This is a genomic window from Acrocarpospora phusangensis (assembly GCF_016862995.1).
Classification (GTDB): domain Bacteria; phylum Actinomycetota; class Actinomycetes; order Streptosporangiales; family Streptosporangiaceae; genus Acrocarpospora; species Acrocarpospora phusangensis.
In genome coordinates this window covers 131043-147428 of record NZ_BOOA01000010.1, presented here as the reverse complement: position 1 = coordinate 147428, position 16386 = coordinate 131043, and the positions used below count along the sequence as shown (strand labels likewise).

Sequence of the window (16386 nt, the reverse complement as noted above, 5' to 3'; positions counted from 1 at the left end):
CCTTTCGGCGCCACCTCGCCGGCCCGTACCCGCTCAAATGCTTGTGAGAACGAGCGCCACTTGTTGACTATGGCTGAGACGGCGAAGCTCACAACAGCGCGCGGTCACTTTCCGTAAATATCGGCGGCGATAACGAACGATGGGACGATGCGTACTTCTGCCGATGATTAGATCTCCTGCCCATGTGGAGGGCGTGTTGTTGGGACGTTACGGACGTGGCTGTCCTTGATCCCCATGAGGGGGTGGTATGTCGGCCTCGGCGTGTCAGCCGCGGGGCAGTGTCCGGCCGTCGGGCAGTGTCCGGCCGCTCAGGAGTGCCACCAGAGAGCCGCTGTCGGCGCGAATGAGCCGGCCGTTTCCCCAGCTCCAATCGGTGTCGGCAGCTTCGAGCCGGACACCGGTCAGGTCGACCCCGAACCAGGTGCCGTTACTGGCGGTGAGCTGGTCGAGGACGGCGGTGACAGCCTCTGCCGGTGCGACTGCGGGCCGGTCGAGTGCGATCGTCACATCCAGAGAGTGAATGACGGCATGGCTGAGTGCACCGGCTGCACCGCCGCCCGGCGGCTGCCACGCGTGCAGTCTCGGCGATCGGAGCTGGTCGAGAAGGTCGGCGACGGGCAGCGAAGCGTCCCGCGTGGCCACGGTGTCGGAAAGTACGGTGAAGTCGCCGTCGGCCGCCGCCATCTCGGCCCCGAACTGTTCGGGGGTCAGCCGCACCGGCATCGTCACGTGTGCGATCACATGGCGCACCGGCCACTTCTCGCATAGTGACGGGGCGTCCCAAGTGTCGGCGGTCATGGCGGTGAGGAGATTGGCGAGCCCTTTGTAGGTTTGCGCTACCTGGTGCTGCATGTCGGTCACGTTCGGCCTCCTTGTACGAGGTGAGCGAGGCGCTCCTCGAACTTGTCGAGGGAGGTGAGGAAGCCGGCGCGGGCCTCGGGTGTGCGCATCGGCTCGGGCACGTTCCGCTGATGGATGACGACTGCGGTTCTGCCGTCGCCGAGGTCGTCGAGCGTGCTGATGGTGTGCATCCCGGTCGCCTGCTCCACCCAGGCGAGCCGCTCGGGCGGGACGACCTCGATGAAGGTGGCGACCATCCGGTGGCTGCCATGCTCGCCGAGCATCAGGGTCTCGAAGCGGCCACCGGGGTAGAGTTCGACGACGATGCCGTCGATCGGCGTGTCCATGCCGCTCGGGCCCCAGAAATGCGTGAGTTCGGCGGGCTCGGTGAGACACCGCCACACCAGCTCGCGCGGCGCGCGGAAGACTCGCCGGTAGACAAGTTCATCGCCGTTCACTGGTTCTCGTGCTCCTGCAAGCGGGCGAGACGTGTCTCCAGCCGGTCCATTCGGTCTGACCATGTGCGCCGGCTCTCCTCGATCCAGGAGAGCGCGGCCTCAAGCGCCGCGGGCTCGAGCCGACATGGCCGGGTTTGCCGGTGCCGTCCTTGGCTGATCAGGCCGGACCGCTCGAGCACCCGGATGTGCTGCGAAACAGCCTGCATGCTCATGGTGTATGGCTCCGCCAACTCCTTGACCGTCGCCTGACCCCTGCTCAACCGGACCACGATGTCTCGCCTGGTGCGGTCGCTGAGCGCGGTGAACAGAGCATCGAGCTGCTGATCTTCGATGGTAGTTTCCATGACAGCCTAATCAAGCATTTGCTTTATCAAGTGTCAACTGGAGGAACTCACGCACCGTCTTGGGCTGGGGCTGCGGCTCACGACAACACCGGCTCATGCCGCAGACAACGCGCGCTGGACCCTTGGCGGCTCGTCACCATGCGTAAGCGAGAAGCTCGATCATCGGCAGGCGGTAGCCAACGCAACCAAGGTGGCGCCGAAACTCACGAACAACGGGATCGACGGGATCTCGCTGGTACCCGAGCTCAGCCACATCTGGCGCTGTAAGTGACGAACAAAGCCAGATCGTCAAGTGTTGCGGCAAAGGTCATGTGATGGAGGCCGCCGTGACCTCGTTCCATCGCCGATGGCAGGTCGCTGCCTGATATTGATGGCGGCGCCGCCACACGGACCAGCGCAGGGCATGTTCGGGATCGATGTCTTGCCGAGGGCGGGGGAGCGTGAATTGGCGGAGGAGTTTCACCAGTTCACGGCAGCTCACGGGAACGAATTCGACCTGCGCGCTCTGGGTGGTGCCGCTGCGTTCCAGGCTGGTCGTGATGGCCAGCAGCGCGTAGGCGATCATGCTGATCAGGCTCCACCGGTGCCAGGAGGTCCAGCTGGTGACCTGTCCCTGGTCCAGCCCGGCCAGGCCCTTGGCGGCTTGGAAGTCCTCCTCGATCCGCCATCTGCGACACACCACGCTCACCAGTTCGTGGAGCGGTCGGGGCGTGGCTGACCAGCACCGATAGAACGACAGGGTGCCGGTGTAGCGGTGGCGGCGGACCAAGAGGGTGCTCTGCCCGGCCTGGTGCCGGTTGGGGGTGCCATCGGCGAACACGTCGATCATCGCCCAGTCGTAGTGGCGGTCGCCTTTGGTGCCGCTACCGGTCCGCAGGCGCTGCCAGGACCGGGCGGGCAAGCGTTTGACCAGGTCGATGACGGTGGAGGTGCTGGCCGGAGTGGTCACCCGATGGTCGGTCTTGACGGCGATCACATAGCGGTAGGCCACGTGGCGGATCGCCGTGCGTGTTTCCCGGCCGCCGTAGAACTCATCGGCGGCGACCCAGGCGTCGGTGACGCCGTCTTCGGGCAGGCGGGCGAGCATGTCGATGGCGAGTTGGGGCTTGCTGGCGAACATCACCTCCTCGCGGACCCCGGCCAGCTCACGGCGTTCCTCATCGGCCGCCCACGCGCTGGGCAGGAACAGACGCCGATCGATCAGCGTGTGCCCGGTCGGGGTGGCGTACGACAGATGCACGGCCACCTGGCACAGGCCGACCCCGCCCAGCGCGCCCGAGTACTGGCGGGCCGCTCCGACGGCGTCGGTGGAGGATTTCTCATCGCCGGTCTCGTCCACGACGAGCACCACATTCAGGTCGCCGAGCCGGTCGACCGCCCAGGTGGCGACCCGGTCGCGGACGGCGTCGTCATTCCAGCGGGCCCCAGACAAGAAGTGTTGCAGCACGTGCGGGCCGCGGTGCCCGATCGCCTCGCCCAGGTCCAGCAGTTGGCCGTCTCCTCGACCGTCAGCATCGCTTCGATCATGTGTCGGCAGGTCAGCCGGGTTTCCGGCGTGGGAAGCAGACAGCGAGCCGGTCCATCAGCTCTTCGAAGCAGACTGGCCAGTGTTCGTGCGCTACGGTGACCGGTACGGCCACCGTATCTGGATTTGTTCTCACAAACGATCATGATGCTGGTGGCCGTTCTCATGCCCACAAGCACCCCCGCGATCGCCACAGCCTCAAGATCCCGATCTACAGCTGCCATATCAGTAGAAGGGGTTACACCACCATTGTGGGGTTACCGGAGAACTAGCCGGACTCGGCGACGCGTCGGTGGGAGTCCCTGCCGTCTACGCGTGTAGGTCCACCGTCATTTCACCAGGCTGGCGTGCCAGCGCAGCAGTGTGCCGGGCGATGAGCACACCCCGGTGGTGAGCCGCCTACCGTGATCGTGTCCACGAACAGGTCATCCCAGCTCAGAACCTATGGCCGAGATTTCGGCACGCACAGGCGGCGGTCCTACCCGCCTGGAACAGAGCACCGATGTGGGTACGGCTTCACCGAAACAACTGGATAAGATCGGCAACCACCTTTTCTCCGCGATTAAGCGGTCTGGCCCCATTTTGGGGTCGATAGGCCGGAGCAGTCTCCTGCTATTGGTCAAGTTCCTTTTCGGCGAGATGGACATCCGCCATTCCAGGATCGGCGATCAGGTTTCGCGCCTGCTGTGTAACCCATTCCCCGTCGGATGTGCGGTCACGTCGGCGATACGCGGGTGGCGGGTCCCGTGTTTGACAAGATCAGGACGTAGATCCGCCGGAGCAGAATCCTGATTCTCGTGCGGGACACCTTCCTGACGCAGCCATTCCAGCCTGCCTTCAGCCCCGTTGCAGCACGCCCTGCCAGCCTGACGGCGTTTCCCCGATACGCGACACCGCCCGTTCCGACGGCGCTGCCTGAACGACTGGAAGGAACAGCATGAACTCGATATCCAACCCGGCCTCGGGCGTGAAACGCCTGGGCAGAGTACTCGCTGGACTCTGCATCATGGTGCCGGTCATGACGGCCGTGATAGGAGTGACGGCGACGCCAGCCGCCGCCGCCACCTACACCGTCTGCAGACTTTCCCCAGGTAGCACGTCCGTGGAGCGGCTGACCCCCGGAGGCTCCGCCTGGTTGCACATCGGCGGCCCGGCCAGGCGCCTGTATGGCGGGGGCTTCGGCTTGTTCGCCATGAATTTCCGCGGCAGCGAGATCCACCGCTACGACTACTCAGACAGCACCTGGGACCGCATCGGCGGCGTCGGCTCCTTCTGGACCGTCACCAATGACGCCATCTACGGCGTCACCTGGAACCTCAGTGGCGTCTACAAGTGGAACGGCACCGGCACCGACTGGACGCAGATCGGCGGCCCCGTCAACCGGATCTACGGCGGCGGCTTCGGCCTGTTCGCCACGACCCCTGACGGCAGCGAGATCGTCCGCTACCTCGGCTCACCCGGCAGCTGGCAAAGCATCGGCGGCCCCGGAGCCACCTGGAGCGTCACCAACGACGCCATCTACGGCCTCTCCTCCGATCGCAGTGGCGTCTACAAGTGGGACGGCACCGGCACCGACTGGACACAGATCGGCGGCCCGGCCGGAAATCTGTACGGCGGCGGCTTCGGCCTCTTCGCCACGTCTCCCAACGGCAACGAGATCGCCCGCTATCTCGGCTCGCCCTTCAACTGGCAGGGCGTCGGTACGGCCGGCTGGGAGTGGGCTGTCACCGACTATGACATCTACGGCCTGTCCCCGGACCGCAGCGGCATCTACAGGTGGAACAAGTCTGGCGACTCCTGGACCCAGGTCGGCGGCCCAGCCGCCCAGATCGTTCCCTGCCCCTGACCGAACGCCGTACCAGCCGGGTCGCCGCGTGTGGGGTGCGACAAGTCGAATTGGACGCTGACCTGCGGTCCGACATCCGAGCCCACCGGGCGGTGGCGGCTGTCATAGGCGGGTGGCGCAGCGCGTTGGCGCGGTCAGGCCCATTTCGGCGGTGCAGCGGCGAGCAATCTGTCCCCGCACCATCAAAAGGACGGCAGGCACGTCTCCTTCCGGGGGAGAAGTCGTGCCTGCTCCGGCCGAGTCCGCACCGGTCAAGCCGCCGGTGGTTCGCTGCTGCACGTGTATTCGAACTTGGGCGTCAGCCCGAGGATTGAGCCCGCCGGTGTCATCCAACTTATCTGGATGCTGCCCCTGACGACGGCCGGCGGGTTGGTGACGGTGAGCCACACCTGCGTGGCGTCATAGGTCGTGTCACGCGTGTTGACCACGTGCCGAGCGCCGGAACTGCAGGAGATGGTGCTCGTCCGAGTGATCCCGTCGGCCGCCGTACCAAGGTAAGTCGTACGGGTGACGCTTGCTGCGGCAGCGGGGGTTGCCGTCCCCAGCAGTCCGGCCAGAGCGGCACTGGCCGCCACGGCGATTCCGATTGATCGCATTTCGTATATCTCCTTTGGAAGGACCTGATGTCCGGGGGCCACGACAGGCCGTTCAACGCAACGGGGTCAACTCTCGGGCCGTCGAGCGAGGGCCGGTATCCCTTGGCTGCGGTGCTTCGGGTAAGGAGACTCCCCCCGATTGAGGGGGGGTGCCGAAAAGATCCGGGGATTACCATCCTTGACATGACCGGGAGCGCGATCGCTCATCGCCTGGTGGCGTCGATCCAGCGTGTGGACGCGCGCTGCGCGACCGTGGAGGAGTTTCTGACCGCGGTCAGCGGCGAAGTGCGCAAGGTCGTTCCGTTCGACGGGAGCATGTGGTTCGGTGTCGATCCCTCGACACTCCTCGCAGCCGCCCCGGCGCGACTCGAACACATGGACCCGTCGTTCTGCCGGTCGTTCTGGCACGGCGAGTTCCACGACAACGACGTGCTGCGCTTCCGCGATCTGGCGCGGCAGCCGGATCCGGCCGGGTCGCTGCGGACCGCCACCGACGGCAAGCCGTTGCGCAGCCCGCGTTACCGTGACTTCCTGCGACCGCAGGGATACGACGACGAGGTGCGAGTCGCCTTCCGCACGGGCACCACGACGTGGGCGGTCGCCGGTTTGTACCGGGAGAAGGGACGCCGGGCCTTCGACGCGGACGAGTTGAAGCTTCTCGGGTCCATCTCCCACGCCGTCGGTGTCGCGCTGCGCACGCGGAACGTGCTGCACTCGCCCTCGGCCCGGGCGATCGAGGCGCTCCGGGCGCCCGGTGTGCTGCTCTTCGACGCCAAGGGCATGCTCATGTCGGCCAACCTCCACGCCAGGGCCTGGCTGCGCGAGGTCTACGGCCCGGACCTCGTCGAGGAGTCGTGGACGTCCGTGCTGTCGGAGCGCTCGACGTCACCCGCTCTCCGCTCGTACCCGGCGATGTGGGAGCGGGTGTCGCAGGTGCTGATGTTGCAGGCGCTGGTGTCGCAGGCGCAGGCGGTGGCGCTGGGCTACGAGGACGGGCCCGCGCGACTTCGCTGCAGGAGCCATGATGGTCGGTGGGTCGTGCTTCACGCCTCCTGCATGGACGAGACCGATCCGGACAGTCCGACCGCCGTGGTGATCGAGCCGGCGCAGAGCGCGGAAGTCGCACCGATCATCGTGGAAGCCTACGGTCTGACCCCCCGGGAACGGGAGGTTCTGCGGAGCATCGCCTGCGGCCTGTCGACGCCGGAGATCGCCGCGGAGCTTGTCCTGTCCGCTCATACCGTGCGCGACTACATCAAGTCCGTCTTCGAGAAGGTCGGCGTGAGCAGCCGCGGTGAGCTGACCGCGAAGCTCTTCGCCGAGCACTACTCCGACGCCCTGCACGTCTCTCTCGTACACGTCTGAGCCCGGGGCCGCGCCGCTCCCCAGCCCGGGAACTGCGCGCCTGCGAAAATCTCACCCTGCCCGCGACTACGTCCTGTAACGGTAGAGGATCCGGCCGCGGGTGAGGTCGTACGGGCTGAGTTCCACGAGCACGCGGTCATACGGCAAGATCTTGATGTAGTTCTTCCGTATCTTCCCGCTGATGTGCGCCAGCACCTTGTGCCCGTTCTGGAGCTCCACTTTGAAGGTGGCGTTGCGCAGGCACTCGATGACGGTGCCCTCGACTTCGATGCCGTCTGTTGTTCTTGCCATATTCTCTGACTTCTCCGGTCGGTGACTGTGAGGTCGGTGAGGTAACGAATTCCGTTGAGCGATCGCTGGTCGCTCATCAGGTCGGCCTATGCCGCTCATGCTTGGGCCGTCAGCGGAGCACCAACTCCAGGTTGCTGCTCGCACGCCGGGCGCCGATGCCTTCGAACAGCGCCGTGGCCGCTCCGTTGGATTCGTTCACTTCGGCCCATGCCGCATCGATCCCGCGGTGGTGCAGCGAACCCAGCACGTGGGCGAGCAGCGCTCGAGCGATCCCGCGGCGGTGCCGGCCGGACCGGACTGCGATCAGCCCGATCCGTGGCTGCCGCACCGGCACCACCCGGACCAGTCCCACGTATTCATCGGACTGTGCTGCCACCGTGTACTTCGACGGGTCCAGCAGGGTAGCGCCGCCCGGGCGGGGCAGCACCTCAGCCGGCATCTCTCGCCATCCGACCGTGGCCTCGACTTCGTCGCGAATCACGCGATGCAACTCGCGCAGCGGGCTCTCGTCCGCCTCGCCGACGGCCACTATCGTCACGCCCGACGGCGGTAGCGCCGAGCCGAGTCCCGTAGCCCGCGGGTCGGTGGGCACGAGGTACTCCCACTCACGGCGTCGGATCGTGAAGCCGGCTCGCTCCCAGTCGCACGTCAAGTCGAGGTCGGCTTCGTCGACCACCGTGTACAACGGCTTCGGCAGGTCCGCCAGCATGGCATCGGCGAGCTGGTCGAAGACCGCGCCATGCCATGCGTCGATGCTGAGGAAGATCCGCCCGTCGGGCCTGCGCGAAGCGTCGCCGCGGCCGACCACCCGGTCGTCCTCCACGGCGTGCCATTGCGTCTCCGCGACCTGCGTGATCACTACGGCAGGCTGGCCCATGGGCGAGGTGAAATGCACAGAATTCATAGGTTGTTGCCTTTCGGGATTGCCTTGTCGAGGCGCTCCCGGCGACACCTACGTCAATCGCCCGACCGTGACGACGAGGGAGAGCACCCACATCGATACAGCGTTCATGGGTCTCACCTCCTCGTGTGATGTCACGGCCTCCCGTACGCTATCGGCCCTAACGCCGTCCCGTCCAACTCTTTTCCGCCGTCCAGGAGGCGAGGTGTGATCATTCCGGGTGGCGTGCGCGGAGCCAGGCTGCCGCCCTGCGCGCTGATGCGCGGGACAGCCACGCGTCCTGGACCACCTCGGCCAGCCCGTTCCGGGTGAGCTCACCGATCCGACTGGCCCGCAGCAGCACAGACGGGTGACCGTCGAAGTGCGCGGTGGTGAAGAACGGCGACGCCTCGTCCTGAATCAGTGCCTGCTTGTCCGCCTCGGACTCAACCCAGAAGACGATCACATCCGCGTAGCGCTCCCCGGTGTCGGGGTCGACCGCGTCCGGTCGTGGGTTGCGGAAGAAGACGAACGACTTCCTGCCCACTTGGTAGACCGGATTGTCACCGGGCCCGTACTCGACGGTGACGTGTGGCATGGCCAGAGCCAGCTCGTGCACGTCCTCGACGCGGGCCGGCCGGCTTCCGTCATCGTCGGACACAGTCTCAGCGTAGGCGGCTCCCGGTGGAACGTCCGGCCATGCCGCGAGCTGGGCGGTCGGTCGGCGGGTCGGCACTGCTCTTCCCTGTGGGCCGCCCACGTTCACCTCCGCGCCCGACCTAACACAAACGACCGCGTTACGGCCCCAGCGTCCGCTCTATCCGTGGGGCAATTGTCTTCACGCGGGGTTCGCCCGCCGTCTTCGGTCAGCCAACTCGGGTGAGGCCGTCGATTGCGGTGACGTCTTCGGGTGTGAGGTCGAATCCTTGCAGGTCGAAGTTGGTGGCGACGCGTTCCCGGCGGGAGGACCTGGGCAGGATCACGATGTCATGTTCCAGATGCCAGCGGAGGACGACCTGGGCCGGAGTGACTCCGTGCCTTTGGGCGATCTCGGTGAGAACCGGGTTGCGCAGGTCGGTGTTCTTGAGGCCGCTGTAGCCCTCGACGACTACCCCTCGGCGGCGGTGCTCCTCCAGCAGGGCCGAGTCGTGCTGCGCCGGGCTCCACGGAATCTGGTTGACCGCCGGCTGCCGTCCGGTGGCCTTGGTCAGCAGGTCGATCTGTGCCGGGCTGTAGTTGCTGACCCCGACGTTGCGGGCCAGTCCGGCGTCCTTGGCGGACAACAGTTCCCGCCACGTCGAGACGAGCTCGTCCTGGTCCGTCGGCCAGTGGATCAGCCAGAGATCCACGTAGCCGGTGTCGAGCAGCCGAAGACTCGACTCCAGGGTACGACGGGCATGCCGCGCGTCCCGCGGGGGAAGCTTGGTGGTGACGAAGACCTGCTCCCGGTCCAAGCCACTGTCTTTCACGGCTCTGCCGACGGCCGACTCGTTCTGGTACAAGGTCGCGGTGTCGACATGTCGGTACCCGATCTCAAGCGCCGCACGCACCGACTCGTACGCCTCCTTGGGCCGCAGCTGCCAGGTCCCAAAACCGATCAACGGCAGCGCAGTGCCATCAGGGAGGTTCACAGTCTTAGCCATGCGTAGCATTCTGCCCCAACACTGCGGGTACCGCTTATATCCGTCCAGTTCAAGCGGCATGGTGAGACTCCCCGACGCGTGACGGCAGGTAGTCCTGGCCGAGGGTGGCCTGCAGGGAGAAGGGCACCGACAGGCTGACCGAGGTGAGGGCGGCGAAGCAGAAGAGCGCCGGTCCCGGAACGAACACCACTCCCGCCACGGCGCCGATCGCGATCAGGTACGACCAGCGGGACACCGCGATCCGGCCCCGGCGCCCGGCCAGAGCGCCGCTGAGGACAGTACCGGCGGCGCCAGTGACCGCACGCTGAGCCGGCTGTTCCACCGCGACCTGGGAATGACCTTCCCCCAATGGCGCACCCAGGCGCGGCTGCAGCACGCTCTGGTCCTGCTGGCGGAAGGGCAGCCGGTGACGGCGGTGGTCCACCGGTGCGGGTGGTCGTCGGCCAGCACGTTCATTGACGTCTTCCGCCGCACGTTCGGCCACACCCCGGCCGCGAACCCGGACGGCCGTCCTCGCTCGTGAAGTTGCCGAGCGAACTGAACCGCTCCGGGTCTGATAGATGTTCGCCTAGCTCGGGGCCGGGGGGAGTTCCCGCATGCGTCAGCCCCGGCATGACTCGTCCTCCGAGCGGGTTTGTCAGCTCGATCACGGGAACGTCGGCGATGACCTGGAGGGCCGTCGGGGTGTGCACCGCAGTTCGACGAGGTCGTCTTGCCGGTGCCATGTGCACCGGCAGTCCCGATCCGCGGTACCTTACGCCTTATCTGCGGCGCTGCGGGGCGCTGAACACGTCGCTGAGGTCGTCGACCTTCAGGCCCGGTCCCGGGCTTGCCCTGGGTGCGGTGATGGTCATCGGCTTCTCCCAGTAGCGGTACTGGGTGGCGTAGTGGGCTCGCAGGATCCGATCCTGGCCGAGGCCCGGGACCTCGGGGCGCGGGTGCGCGTAGAAGCGCCAGCCGACCCGGTAGGGCAACCCGCGGTCGTCGTACATGTACGTCCAGGTCACCTCGGACGTGCCGGGAGCCGAGGTGCCGGCCACTTCGCGGAAGGTCGGGGAGACGCGGGCGAGCTCGTTGAGGGTGATCGTCCCAGTCAGGGTGTAGATGCGCTGCTTACGGCCTGTGGTGCGGTCTTTGTACCAGCTCGACACGGTCTGGCGGCTCTTCGTGGCCAGCAGTTTGCGCATCGTGGCCGGTTTGAGCACGTTCACGAACTGGTCGCCGAACGCGGCGGCGGCGCCGCTGGCCTTGCCGGTACGGATCCAGGATTTCGCCTTGGGCGCGAGCTGGTACTGCCAGCCGTTCGTGCTGACCGCGCGCAGCGTGCCCTCCGTCTTGAGTACCCCGGCGAAGTAGGGATCCTTGGGCGCAGCCTCCTCCATCAGGAACCGGGAGCCGATCTTCACCTTCCCGACGTGTTCCGAGGCGACCACCCCGGACCGCCCCAGTTTGACCTTGCCGGTGCCGCTCAACGCCATGCCGGCCTGCCAGGAGAGCCACTGACCGGTGTCGAGCCGCTTCGTCCGCGTCAGATCGGTGGAGACGGACCCGTAGAACTCGGTCGTCGCCCCCGCTCCCCGGGCGAGCAGCGAACGCAGCGCCGCCATCGGATCAGGCGCGGCGGCCTGGGCGTGGGCGGCGGCGGGAGCGGCGGGCAGGAGGACCAGGGCGATGATGAGGGGGCGCATGCCGTCCGTTTCACGGTGAGGGGAACGATCTTTCGATCCGGTGAATGTAGCGCACGCCACCGACATGATCCTCAGTCATGAACGATCGGCGCCATTGGATCGGCATGCCGGGAATCGAGGCCGAACTGCCGGATGTCTCCGCTTGGACGGAGGTCCGGACCGTCACCATAGGCCTGGTACGGCCCACCCACGGTGACCCCAACCACTCCGTCCCGCCGGTTGTCTGACCGTGCCACACCCAGGCTAATCGGGCATAACAGACATAAGGTTGCAAGCGTGACCAGTGACAGACCGCTCGGCGAGTTCCTCCGTGCTCGGCGCGAGATCACCACACCTGCCCAGGTCAAACTGCTGAACGTCGGAGTACGCCGGACCCCGGGACTCCGACGGGAGGAGGTCGCGATGCTGGCGGGAATCAGTACGGACTACTACACCCGTCTCGAACAGGGCCGCGAACGCCGCCCCTCCGACCGAGTGATCGGCGCCCTGGCGGACGTGTTCGGCCTCGGCGCCGACGCCACCGCCCACCTGTACGCGCTGGCCCACTCCGACATCCCCGTCCACCGGGCGCAGCGCGCTCCTGCCGGCACCGCGCCCTGGGTCAGCCCGCACCTGGTCCGCCTGATGGGCAGCTGGGACACGGTCCCGGCCTTCGTGATGAACCCGTTCATGGACGTGCTGGCCGTCAACCCGCTGGCCGCGGCCTTCTTCGAGAAGTGCACGAGCCACGAGCTGGAGGTGGGCGACAACATGCTCCGCCTGCTCTTCCTCAATCCGATCGAGCGCGGGTTCTACCGCGACTGGGAGAACGCCGCCCGGGTCCGGGTCGCCCACCTTCGCGCGACCGCCGGCCGGGACCTGGACGACCCCCGCCTGACCGAGCTGGTCGAGGAACTGTCCGACCAGAGTGAGGACTTCTGCCGCGTGTTGGCCCGGCATGACGTGTGGGTGGCCGCCAACGACACCTTGCGCCTCTGCCACGCGACCGTCGGGGATCTCACCCTCAGCTGCGACATATTCGGCGTCGTGCGCTCGCCCGGCCAGCAGCTGGTCATTCTCCATGCCGCCCCCGGCACCGCGTCCGCGCGGGGGCTCGCCGCGCTCTGCCGGGAAGCCGCCCAGCGTGGCCGGGACGCCGGCCTGCGCACGGGCGCCTGACCGACAGGTGAACGGCATGCTGCGGCAACCGTCGTTCAAGGCCGGTTTCGCCTGTCGGAGAAGGCCGGGGGCGGGACGACCGTTCATGCTCCTTCGCCAGACGTGTCTGGCTGTCACGGACGCCTTCGCCGTGCTGCGGATGTTGCCGATGAGCGATCGGGATAGAGATCAGATCGCCGTTTGGAGCGACACCCGGGCGGGGAACCGGTGAGGTTCGCTGCCCATTACCAGTGCATGTTCCTCTGGGCAGACAGCGCTTGTCCCTGGCCGGAGCACCTGATGCTCGACCATGACGCGGACCCTCGCGGCCCTGGGGGTCAGGGTGCGGTGCGTTGCTGGCGGCGGCGTACGACGGTGAACAGGACGGCGAAGATCAGGCCTACGACCAATGCGGTGATGGCGGAGCGGAGGAGGGAATGTTCGGGGAAGAGCAGGACGGAGACGATGAAGTAGACGACGGTGAAGTGGATGGCGTTGAGCCAGGGGTGGCGGCGGTACTGGGTTTCGGCCCATTCGCCCCAGGCGAGGATGGGCAGGAACATCGCGCCGAACACGATGCCCGCGACGATGCCCGGGATGATTCCGCGCTGGTGGGTCATGGCCGACGAGATGATCGCGGTGCCGAGCAGGCTCATGACGCCGTAGACGACGAGCCGGCTCCGGTCTGCTGGTGCCACGGGGAACTCCTTTCAAGGCGTTATGCCTAGAAGGCGTTCCATCCCGTTCCATTTCCGACGAGTTCAGTTCCGACAAGGCGAGGTCCGGGCTGTCACCGGCCCGGACCTCGCCGCCAGGGAATCAGCTGACGATACGGAAGGTGGCGTCCGCCCTGGCCGTAGCCGTAGAGACGGGATCCAGGCGGAGCAAGTAGTTCGAATGGCGGATATACCGATCCGGCACGTTGTACGACTGGAACGACGCCGCCGAGGAGTCCGCCAGCCCGGCAACCCGCCGGAATGTCGCATCTCCACGGAACGTCGCGCTGCCGTCGTTGCGAGCCAGCACGAAGTCGTAGTTGGAGTGCCGCAGGAAATACCCCGGGAAGTTCGACGACTCGAACGACACCCCCGACGAGTCGGCGAGGCCGGGGACGAGACGCCACTGCGAGTCGGCCAGCGGGCTCACGTTCGGGTCGATCCGGGCGTCGTAGTCGGCGTGCCGGACGAACCGTTCGGGGAAGTTGAACGACTGGAGCCGCTGCAGGGAGACGGCGGGCCCGGCCGGCTCCCCGGCGGGAGGCGTGAGCAGGGTCCCCGTGGAGACCGGAACGCCCAGGTTGGGCGTCCCGTCCGCGTTCCAGGTGATCTTCTGGATCCGGGTCGTACGGGTCGCCCCGCAGCCCTGGGAGGCGGAGGAGTTGGCGTGGTACACGATCCAGTCCTCGGTCCCGTCAGGGGATTTGAAGAACCCGTGGTGCGCCGGCCCGTACACGCTCGCGGCGTCGTTGCGCTGGAAGATCGGCGTGGACTTCTTCGTCCACGACGAGGCCGCCAGCACGTTGCCGCCCGTGTAGGTGAGCTGGCCGATCTTGTAGTCGGGTCCCTGGCACGCGCTCGCCGAGTACGTGATGAAGGTCCGCCCGTTGCGCTGGATGGCCACCGGCCCTTCGTTCATCGGCGTGCCCTGCCGCTCCCAGTCGTACGTGGGCGCGGAGATCACGGTCCGGGACCCGGTGACCGTCCACGGGTTGCTCATCGCGACGATGTAGATGTGGGGATCGCTGTCGCGCCACAACGTCGTCGGCACCCCTGACCAGGTGAAATAGAGCTGGTTGTTGATGGTGACGACGCTCCCGTCGATTCCCCACCAGTTGTTGCCGCCGAAGACCATTCCTTTGTAGGTGTACGGCCCGAGCGGGTCGAGGCCGGAACTCTCCAGCACGTGCACCCGCTGCGTCTCGATGTCGCCGTTGCCGGCCGAGTAGTAGACGTACCACCGCCGCCCGTTGGGGCCGTTCAGCAGGTGGAACTCCGGAGCCCAGATGCTCTGGTTCCGCCCGGAGGCGTGGGCGCTGAAGACGGGCACCGGCGAGGTCTCCTTCAGCAGCGCGATCGTGGGCGCCTTCCGCATGGTCAGCGGCCCGCTCCACGGCGTCGTCATCAGGTAGTAGTTGCCGTCGTACCAGGTCAGGTACGGATCGGGGCCGGTCGTGTTGAGCGGATTGGTGAACGCCGGCCCGGCCGAGGCGGGAGTCGCCACGAGGGTGACGGCGAGCAGCATCAGCAGCGCGACGAGCCCCCGGCGCGTGGGGGAGGACATGGCGGGCCTCCTCAGCTGGTCACGCGGAAGGTGGCGTCCGCGCGCCCGGTGGCCGTGGTGATCTGGTCGAGGCGCAGCAGGTAGTTGGAGTGGCGGATGTACCGGTCGGGGAAGTTGTACGACTGGAACGACGCCGCCGAGGCGTCCGACAGGCCCGCCACCCGGCGGAACGTCGCGTCGGAGCGGAAGGCCGCGCTGCCGTCGTACTTGGCGAGGACGAAGTCGTAGTTGGAGTGGCGCAGGTACCAGCCGGGGAAGTTCGACGACTCGAACGACACCGCCGAGGAGTCGGCCAGGCCGGGGACGAGACGCCACTGCGAGTCCGCCAGCGGGCTCACGTTCGGGTCGATGCGGACGTCGAAGTTGCTGTGCCGTACGTAGCGGTCGGCGAAGTTGGCCGACTGGAGGCGCTGGGTTCCGGCTGAGGCGGGGCCGCCCCACCTGGCCTGGAGGGCGGTGAGCTGGGCCTGGGTGATGCCGATGATCGAGCCGTGCCGTTTGCGGCTGGCGCCGAGCGCGTACTCCGAGGTGCCGCGGACGCGGTAGACGGAGGGGTTGGCCGGGTTGGTGGTGGTCAGGGGGAGGTAGCCGCGGCCGGCGGCGTACTGGTCGACCCAGAGGCCCCACTCGTCGCGGCCGTTGTACTGGTGCAGGATCGGGCCTTCGACCTGCGCGCCGGTGTAGCCGAGGTGGGAGATGTCGCCGAGGCGGGTCCAGCCGGTGAGGATCTGGTTGCTGCCTTCGACGCTGATCTGGCCGTCGCCGGACGCGCGGATGTAGCGGTAGCCGCCGACGCTGCCGGGGATCTCGATGATCTGCGTGTCGATGATGCCCTGGCTGCCCGGCCGGTCGATGTAGATCTGCGCGGCCGAGAACGTACGGAAGTCGCGGGTGCGGGAGTAGTAGACGCGGGCCTTGTCGACGCCGTTGCGCGGCGAGATGGTCGCCCAGTAGACGATGTAGTCGCCGGTCGCCGGGTCGTAGATCGCCTCGGGCGCCCACGCGCAGCCGGCGTCGGCGATGCCGCCGGCGACGTTCACCAGGCGGGGCGCCGACCAGGTGACGAGGTTGGTGGACTCCCACACGACGAGCGAGGTGCTGCCGTCGTGCTGGGCGACGCTCCAGCCCTTGCCGCTGGCGATGCGCAGGTCGGTGGCGATCAGGTAGAACCGGTCGCCCGAGGGCGAGCGCACGATCGCGGGGTCACGGACGCCGAGCTCGCCCAGGCTCGACGTGAGGACCGGCAGCGAGCTGTTGAGGTCGGTCCAGCGGAGGCCGTCGGTGCTGGTGGCGAAGTAGATCTGCTCGCCGTTGGCGCTCTCACCGGTGAAATGCGCCATCAGGTACGCGGTGTACGGGTCGGCGGCCTTGGCGGGACGCTCGAAGGCGGTCAGGCCGAGGGCGACCAGCAGGACGCCGACCAAGCCGATCAGGCCCGTCCTTCGCAGGATGGATGTCATGGTGTCTCCGGTTACGCGGATGATCAGGATTGG

Annotated in this window: 19 protein-coding genes; 4 read left to right on the top strand and 15 right to left on the bottom strand. The window is 67.1% G+C overall.

Translation table 11 applies throughout. The features are described from left to right. Positions 1–264: 264 nt before the first annotated feature. The 5 genes from Aph01nite_RS08930 to Aph01nite_RS08910 form a co-directional block, all read right to left on the bottom strand. Positions 265–852: a maleylpyruvate isomerase family mycothiol-dependent enzyme gene (locus Aph01nite_RS08930; protein ID WP_239161511.1), complete on the bottom strand. Its 588-nt coding sequence runs from the start codon at positions 850–852 to the stop codon at positions 265–267. Between the two features lie 5 nt (positions 853–857). Beyond that, on the bottom strand, positions 858–1298 hold the full coding sequence (locus Aph01nite_RS08925; protein WP_204040304.1) for an SRPBCC family protein: 441 nt from the start codon (positions 1296–1298) through the stop codon (positions 858–860). Then, on the bottom strand, positions 1295–1642 hold the full coding sequence (locus tag Aph01nite_RS08920) for an ArsR/SmtB family transcription factor (protein ID WP_204040303.1): 348 nt from the start codon (positions 1640–1642) through the stop codon (positions 1295–1297). Before Aph01nite_RS08920 ends, Aph01nite_RS08925 begins: the two co-directional genes overlap by 4 nt. Before the next feature lie 307 nt (positions 1643–1949). Then, entirely contained in the window at positions 1950–3074 is a 1125-nt protein-coding gene (locus Aph01nite_RS08915; protein WP_239161506.1) for an IS701 family transposase, read from the bottom strand. Between the two features lie 930 nt (positions 3075–4004). Continuing rightward, complete coding sequence (locus Aph01nite_RS08910) at positions 4005–4187, bottom strand: hypothetical protein (protein ID WP_204040301.1); 183 nt, start codon at positions 4185–4187, stop codon at positions 4005–4007. On the opposite strand from Aph01nite_RS08910, the gene Aph01nite_RS08905 reads away from it, so the two are divergent. Beyond that, positions 4186–5013: a hypothetical protein gene (locus tag Aph01nite_RS08905; protein ID WP_204040300.1), complete on the top strand. Its 828-nt coding sequence runs from the start codon at positions 4186–4188 to the stop codon at positions 5011–5013. The two genes, Aph01nite_RS08910 and Aph01nite_RS08905, sit on opposite strands and share 2 nt — an antisense overlap. Before the next feature lie 251 nt (positions 5014–5264). Here Aph01nite_RS08905 and Aph01nite_RS08900 read toward each other — a convergent pair whose 3' ends face one another. Continuing rightward, complete coding sequence (locus Aph01nite_RS08900; protein WP_204040299.1) at positions 5265–5609, bottom strand: hypothetical protein; 345 nt, start codon at positions 5607–5609, stop codon at positions 5265–5267. A 183-nt stretch (positions 5610–5792) separates the two neighbouring features. Here Aph01nite_RS08900 and Aph01nite_RS41230 point away from each other — a divergent pair, with 183 nt between their 5' ends. Next, positions 5793–6974, top strand: a complete 1182-nt coding sequence (locus tag Aph01nite_RS41230; protein ID WP_239161505.1) for a helix-turn-helix transcriptional regulator — start codon at positions 5793–5795, stop codon at positions 6972–6974. Positions 6975–7040: 66 nt separating this feature from the next. Here the strand turns inward: Aph01nite_RS41230 and infA are convergent, their stop codons facing one another. From infA to Aph01nite_RS41225, 5 genes are all read right to left on the bottom strand, one after another. Then, a complete protein-coding gene (gene infA / locus Aph01nite_RS08890; RefSeq protein ID WP_204040298.1) occupies positions 7041–7265 on the bottom strand; it encodes a translation initiation factor IF-1 in 225 nt (74 codons plus the stop codon). A 109-nt stretch (positions 7266–7374) separates the two neighbouring features. Continuing rightward, complete coding sequence (locus Aph01nite_RS08885; RefSeq protein WP_239161504.1) at positions 7375–8124, bottom strand: GNAT family N-acetyltransferase; 750 nt, start codon at positions 8122–8124, stop codon at positions 7375–7377. Between the two features lie 253 nt (positions 8125–8377). Continuing rightward, positions 8378–8806: an MmcQ/YjbR family DNA-binding protein gene (locus Aph01nite_RS08880; protein ID WP_239161503.1), complete on the bottom strand. Its 429-nt coding sequence runs from the start codon at positions 8804–8806 to the stop codon at positions 8378–8380. A gap of 205 nt (positions 8807–9011) precedes the next feature. Beyond that, positions 9012–9788 (bottom strand): aldo/keto reductase, encoded by a 777-nt coding sequence (locus tag Aph01nite_RS08875; protein ID WP_204040296.1) that lies wholly within the window; start codon positions 9786–9788, stop codon positions 9012–9014. 49 nt (positions 9789–9837) lie between these two features. Continuing rightward, positions 9838–10110, bottom strand: coding sequence for an MFS transporter (locus Aph01nite_RS41225; protein ID WP_239161502.1), 273 nt, complete (start codon positions 10108–10110; stop codon positions 9838–9840). 12 nt (positions 10111–10122) lie between these two features. Here Aph01nite_RS41225 and Aph01nite_RS41220 point away from each other — a divergent pair, with 12 nt between their 5' ends. Continuing rightward, positions 10123–10311: a helix-turn-helix domain-containing protein gene (locus Aph01nite_RS41220; RefSeq protein ID WP_239161501.1), complete on the top strand. Its 189-nt coding sequence runs from the start codon at positions 10123–10125 to the stop codon at positions 10309–10311. A gap of 238 nt (positions 10312–10549) precedes the next feature. On the opposite strand, the gene Aph01nite_RS08865 is transcribed toward Aph01nite_RS41220, so the two are convergent. Further along, positions 10550–11476, bottom strand: a complete 927-nt coding sequence (locus Aph01nite_RS08865; RefSeq protein WP_204040295.1) for a hypothetical protein — start codon at positions 11474–11476, stop codon at positions 10550–10552. 276 nt (positions 11477–11752) lie between these two features. Between Aph01nite_RS08865 and Aph01nite_RS08860 the strand changes: the two genes are divergently transcribed. Next, positions 11753–12634: a helix-turn-helix transcriptional regulator gene (locus Aph01nite_RS08860; RefSeq protein WP_204040294.1), complete on the top strand. Its 882-nt coding sequence runs from the start codon at positions 11753–11755 to the stop codon at positions 12632–12634. Positions 12635–12951: 317 nt separating this feature from the next. On the opposite strand, the gene Aph01nite_RS08855 is transcribed toward Aph01nite_RS08860, so the two are convergent. From Aph01nite_RS08855 to Aph01nite_RS42065, 3 genes are all read right to left on the bottom strand, one after another. Then, positions 12952–13311: a hypothetical protein gene (locus Aph01nite_RS08855; RefSeq protein ID WP_204040293.1), complete on the bottom strand. Its 360-nt coding sequence runs from the start codon at positions 13309–13311 to the stop codon at positions 12952–12954. Positions 13312–13432: 121 nt separating this feature from the next. Next, on the bottom strand, positions 13433–14893 hold the full coding sequence (locus Aph01nite_RS41215; RefSeq protein ID WP_239161500.1) for a family 43 glycosylhydrolase: 1461 nt from the start codon (positions 14891–14893) through the stop codon (positions 13433–13435). An 11-nt stretch (positions 14894–14904) separates the two neighbouring features. Beyond that, the gene (locus Aph01nite_RS42065; protein ID WP_204040292.1) at positions 14905–16353 is read right to left on the bottom strand and encodes a glycoside hydrolase family 43 protein; all 1449 of its coding nucleotides are present in this window, start codon (positions 16351–16353) and stop codon (positions 14905–14907) included. Between the last annotated feature and the right edge of the window lie 33 nt (positions 16354–16386).

Bases quoted from the DNA above. Each gene is read 5' to 3' on its own strand.
- Aph01nite_RS08930 (WP_239161511.1), bottom strand. From the start codon at position 852: ATGCAGCACCAGGTAGCGCAAACCTACAAAGGGCTCGCCAATCTCCTC.
- Aph01nite_RS08920 (WP_204040303.1), bottom strand. From the start codon at position 1,642: ATGGAAACTACCATCGAAGATCAGCAGCTCGATGCTCTGTTCACCGCG.
- Aph01nite_RS08905 (WP_204040300.1), top strand. From the start codon at position 4,186: ATGACGGCCGTGATAGGAGTGACGGCGACGCCAGCCGCCGCCGCCACC.
- Aph01nite_RS08910 (WP_204040301.1), bottom strand. From the start codon at position 4,187: ATGACCGGCACCATGATGCAGAGTCCAGCGAGTACTCTGCCCAGGCGT.
- Aph01nite_RS08900 (WP_204040299.1), bottom strand. From the start codon at position 5,609: ATGCGATCAATCGGAATCGCCGTGGCGGCCAGTGCCGCTCTGGCCGGA.
- Aph01nite_RS41230 (WP_239161505.1), top strand. From the start codon at position 5,793: ATGACCGGGAGCGCGATCGCTCATCGCCTGGTGGCGTCGATCCAGCGT.
- infA (WP_204040298.1), bottom strand. From the start codon at position 7,265: ATGGCAAGAACAACAGACGGCATCGAAGTCGAGGGCACCGTCATCGAG.
- Aph01nite_RS08875 (WP_204040296.1), bottom strand. From the start codon at position 9,788: ATGGCTAAGACTGTGAACCTCCCTGATGGCACTGCGCTGCCGTTGATC.
- Aph01nite_RS41220 (WP_239161501.1), top strand. From the start codon at position 10,123: ATGACCTTCCCCCAATGGCGCACCCAGGCGCGGCTGCAGCACGCTCTG.
- Aph01nite_RS08865 (WP_204040295.1), bottom strand. From the start codon at position 11,476: ATGCGCCCCCTCATCATCGCCCTGGTCCTCCTGCCCGCCGCTCCCGCC.
- Aph01nite_RS41215 (WP_239161500.1), bottom strand. From the start codon at position 14,893: ATGTCCTCCCCCACGCGCCGGGGGCTCGTCGCGCTGCTGATGCTGCTC.
- Aph01nite_RS42065 (WP_204040292.1), bottom strand. From the start codon at position 16,353: ATGACATCCATCCTGCGAAGGACGGGCCTGATCGGCTTGGTCGGCGTC.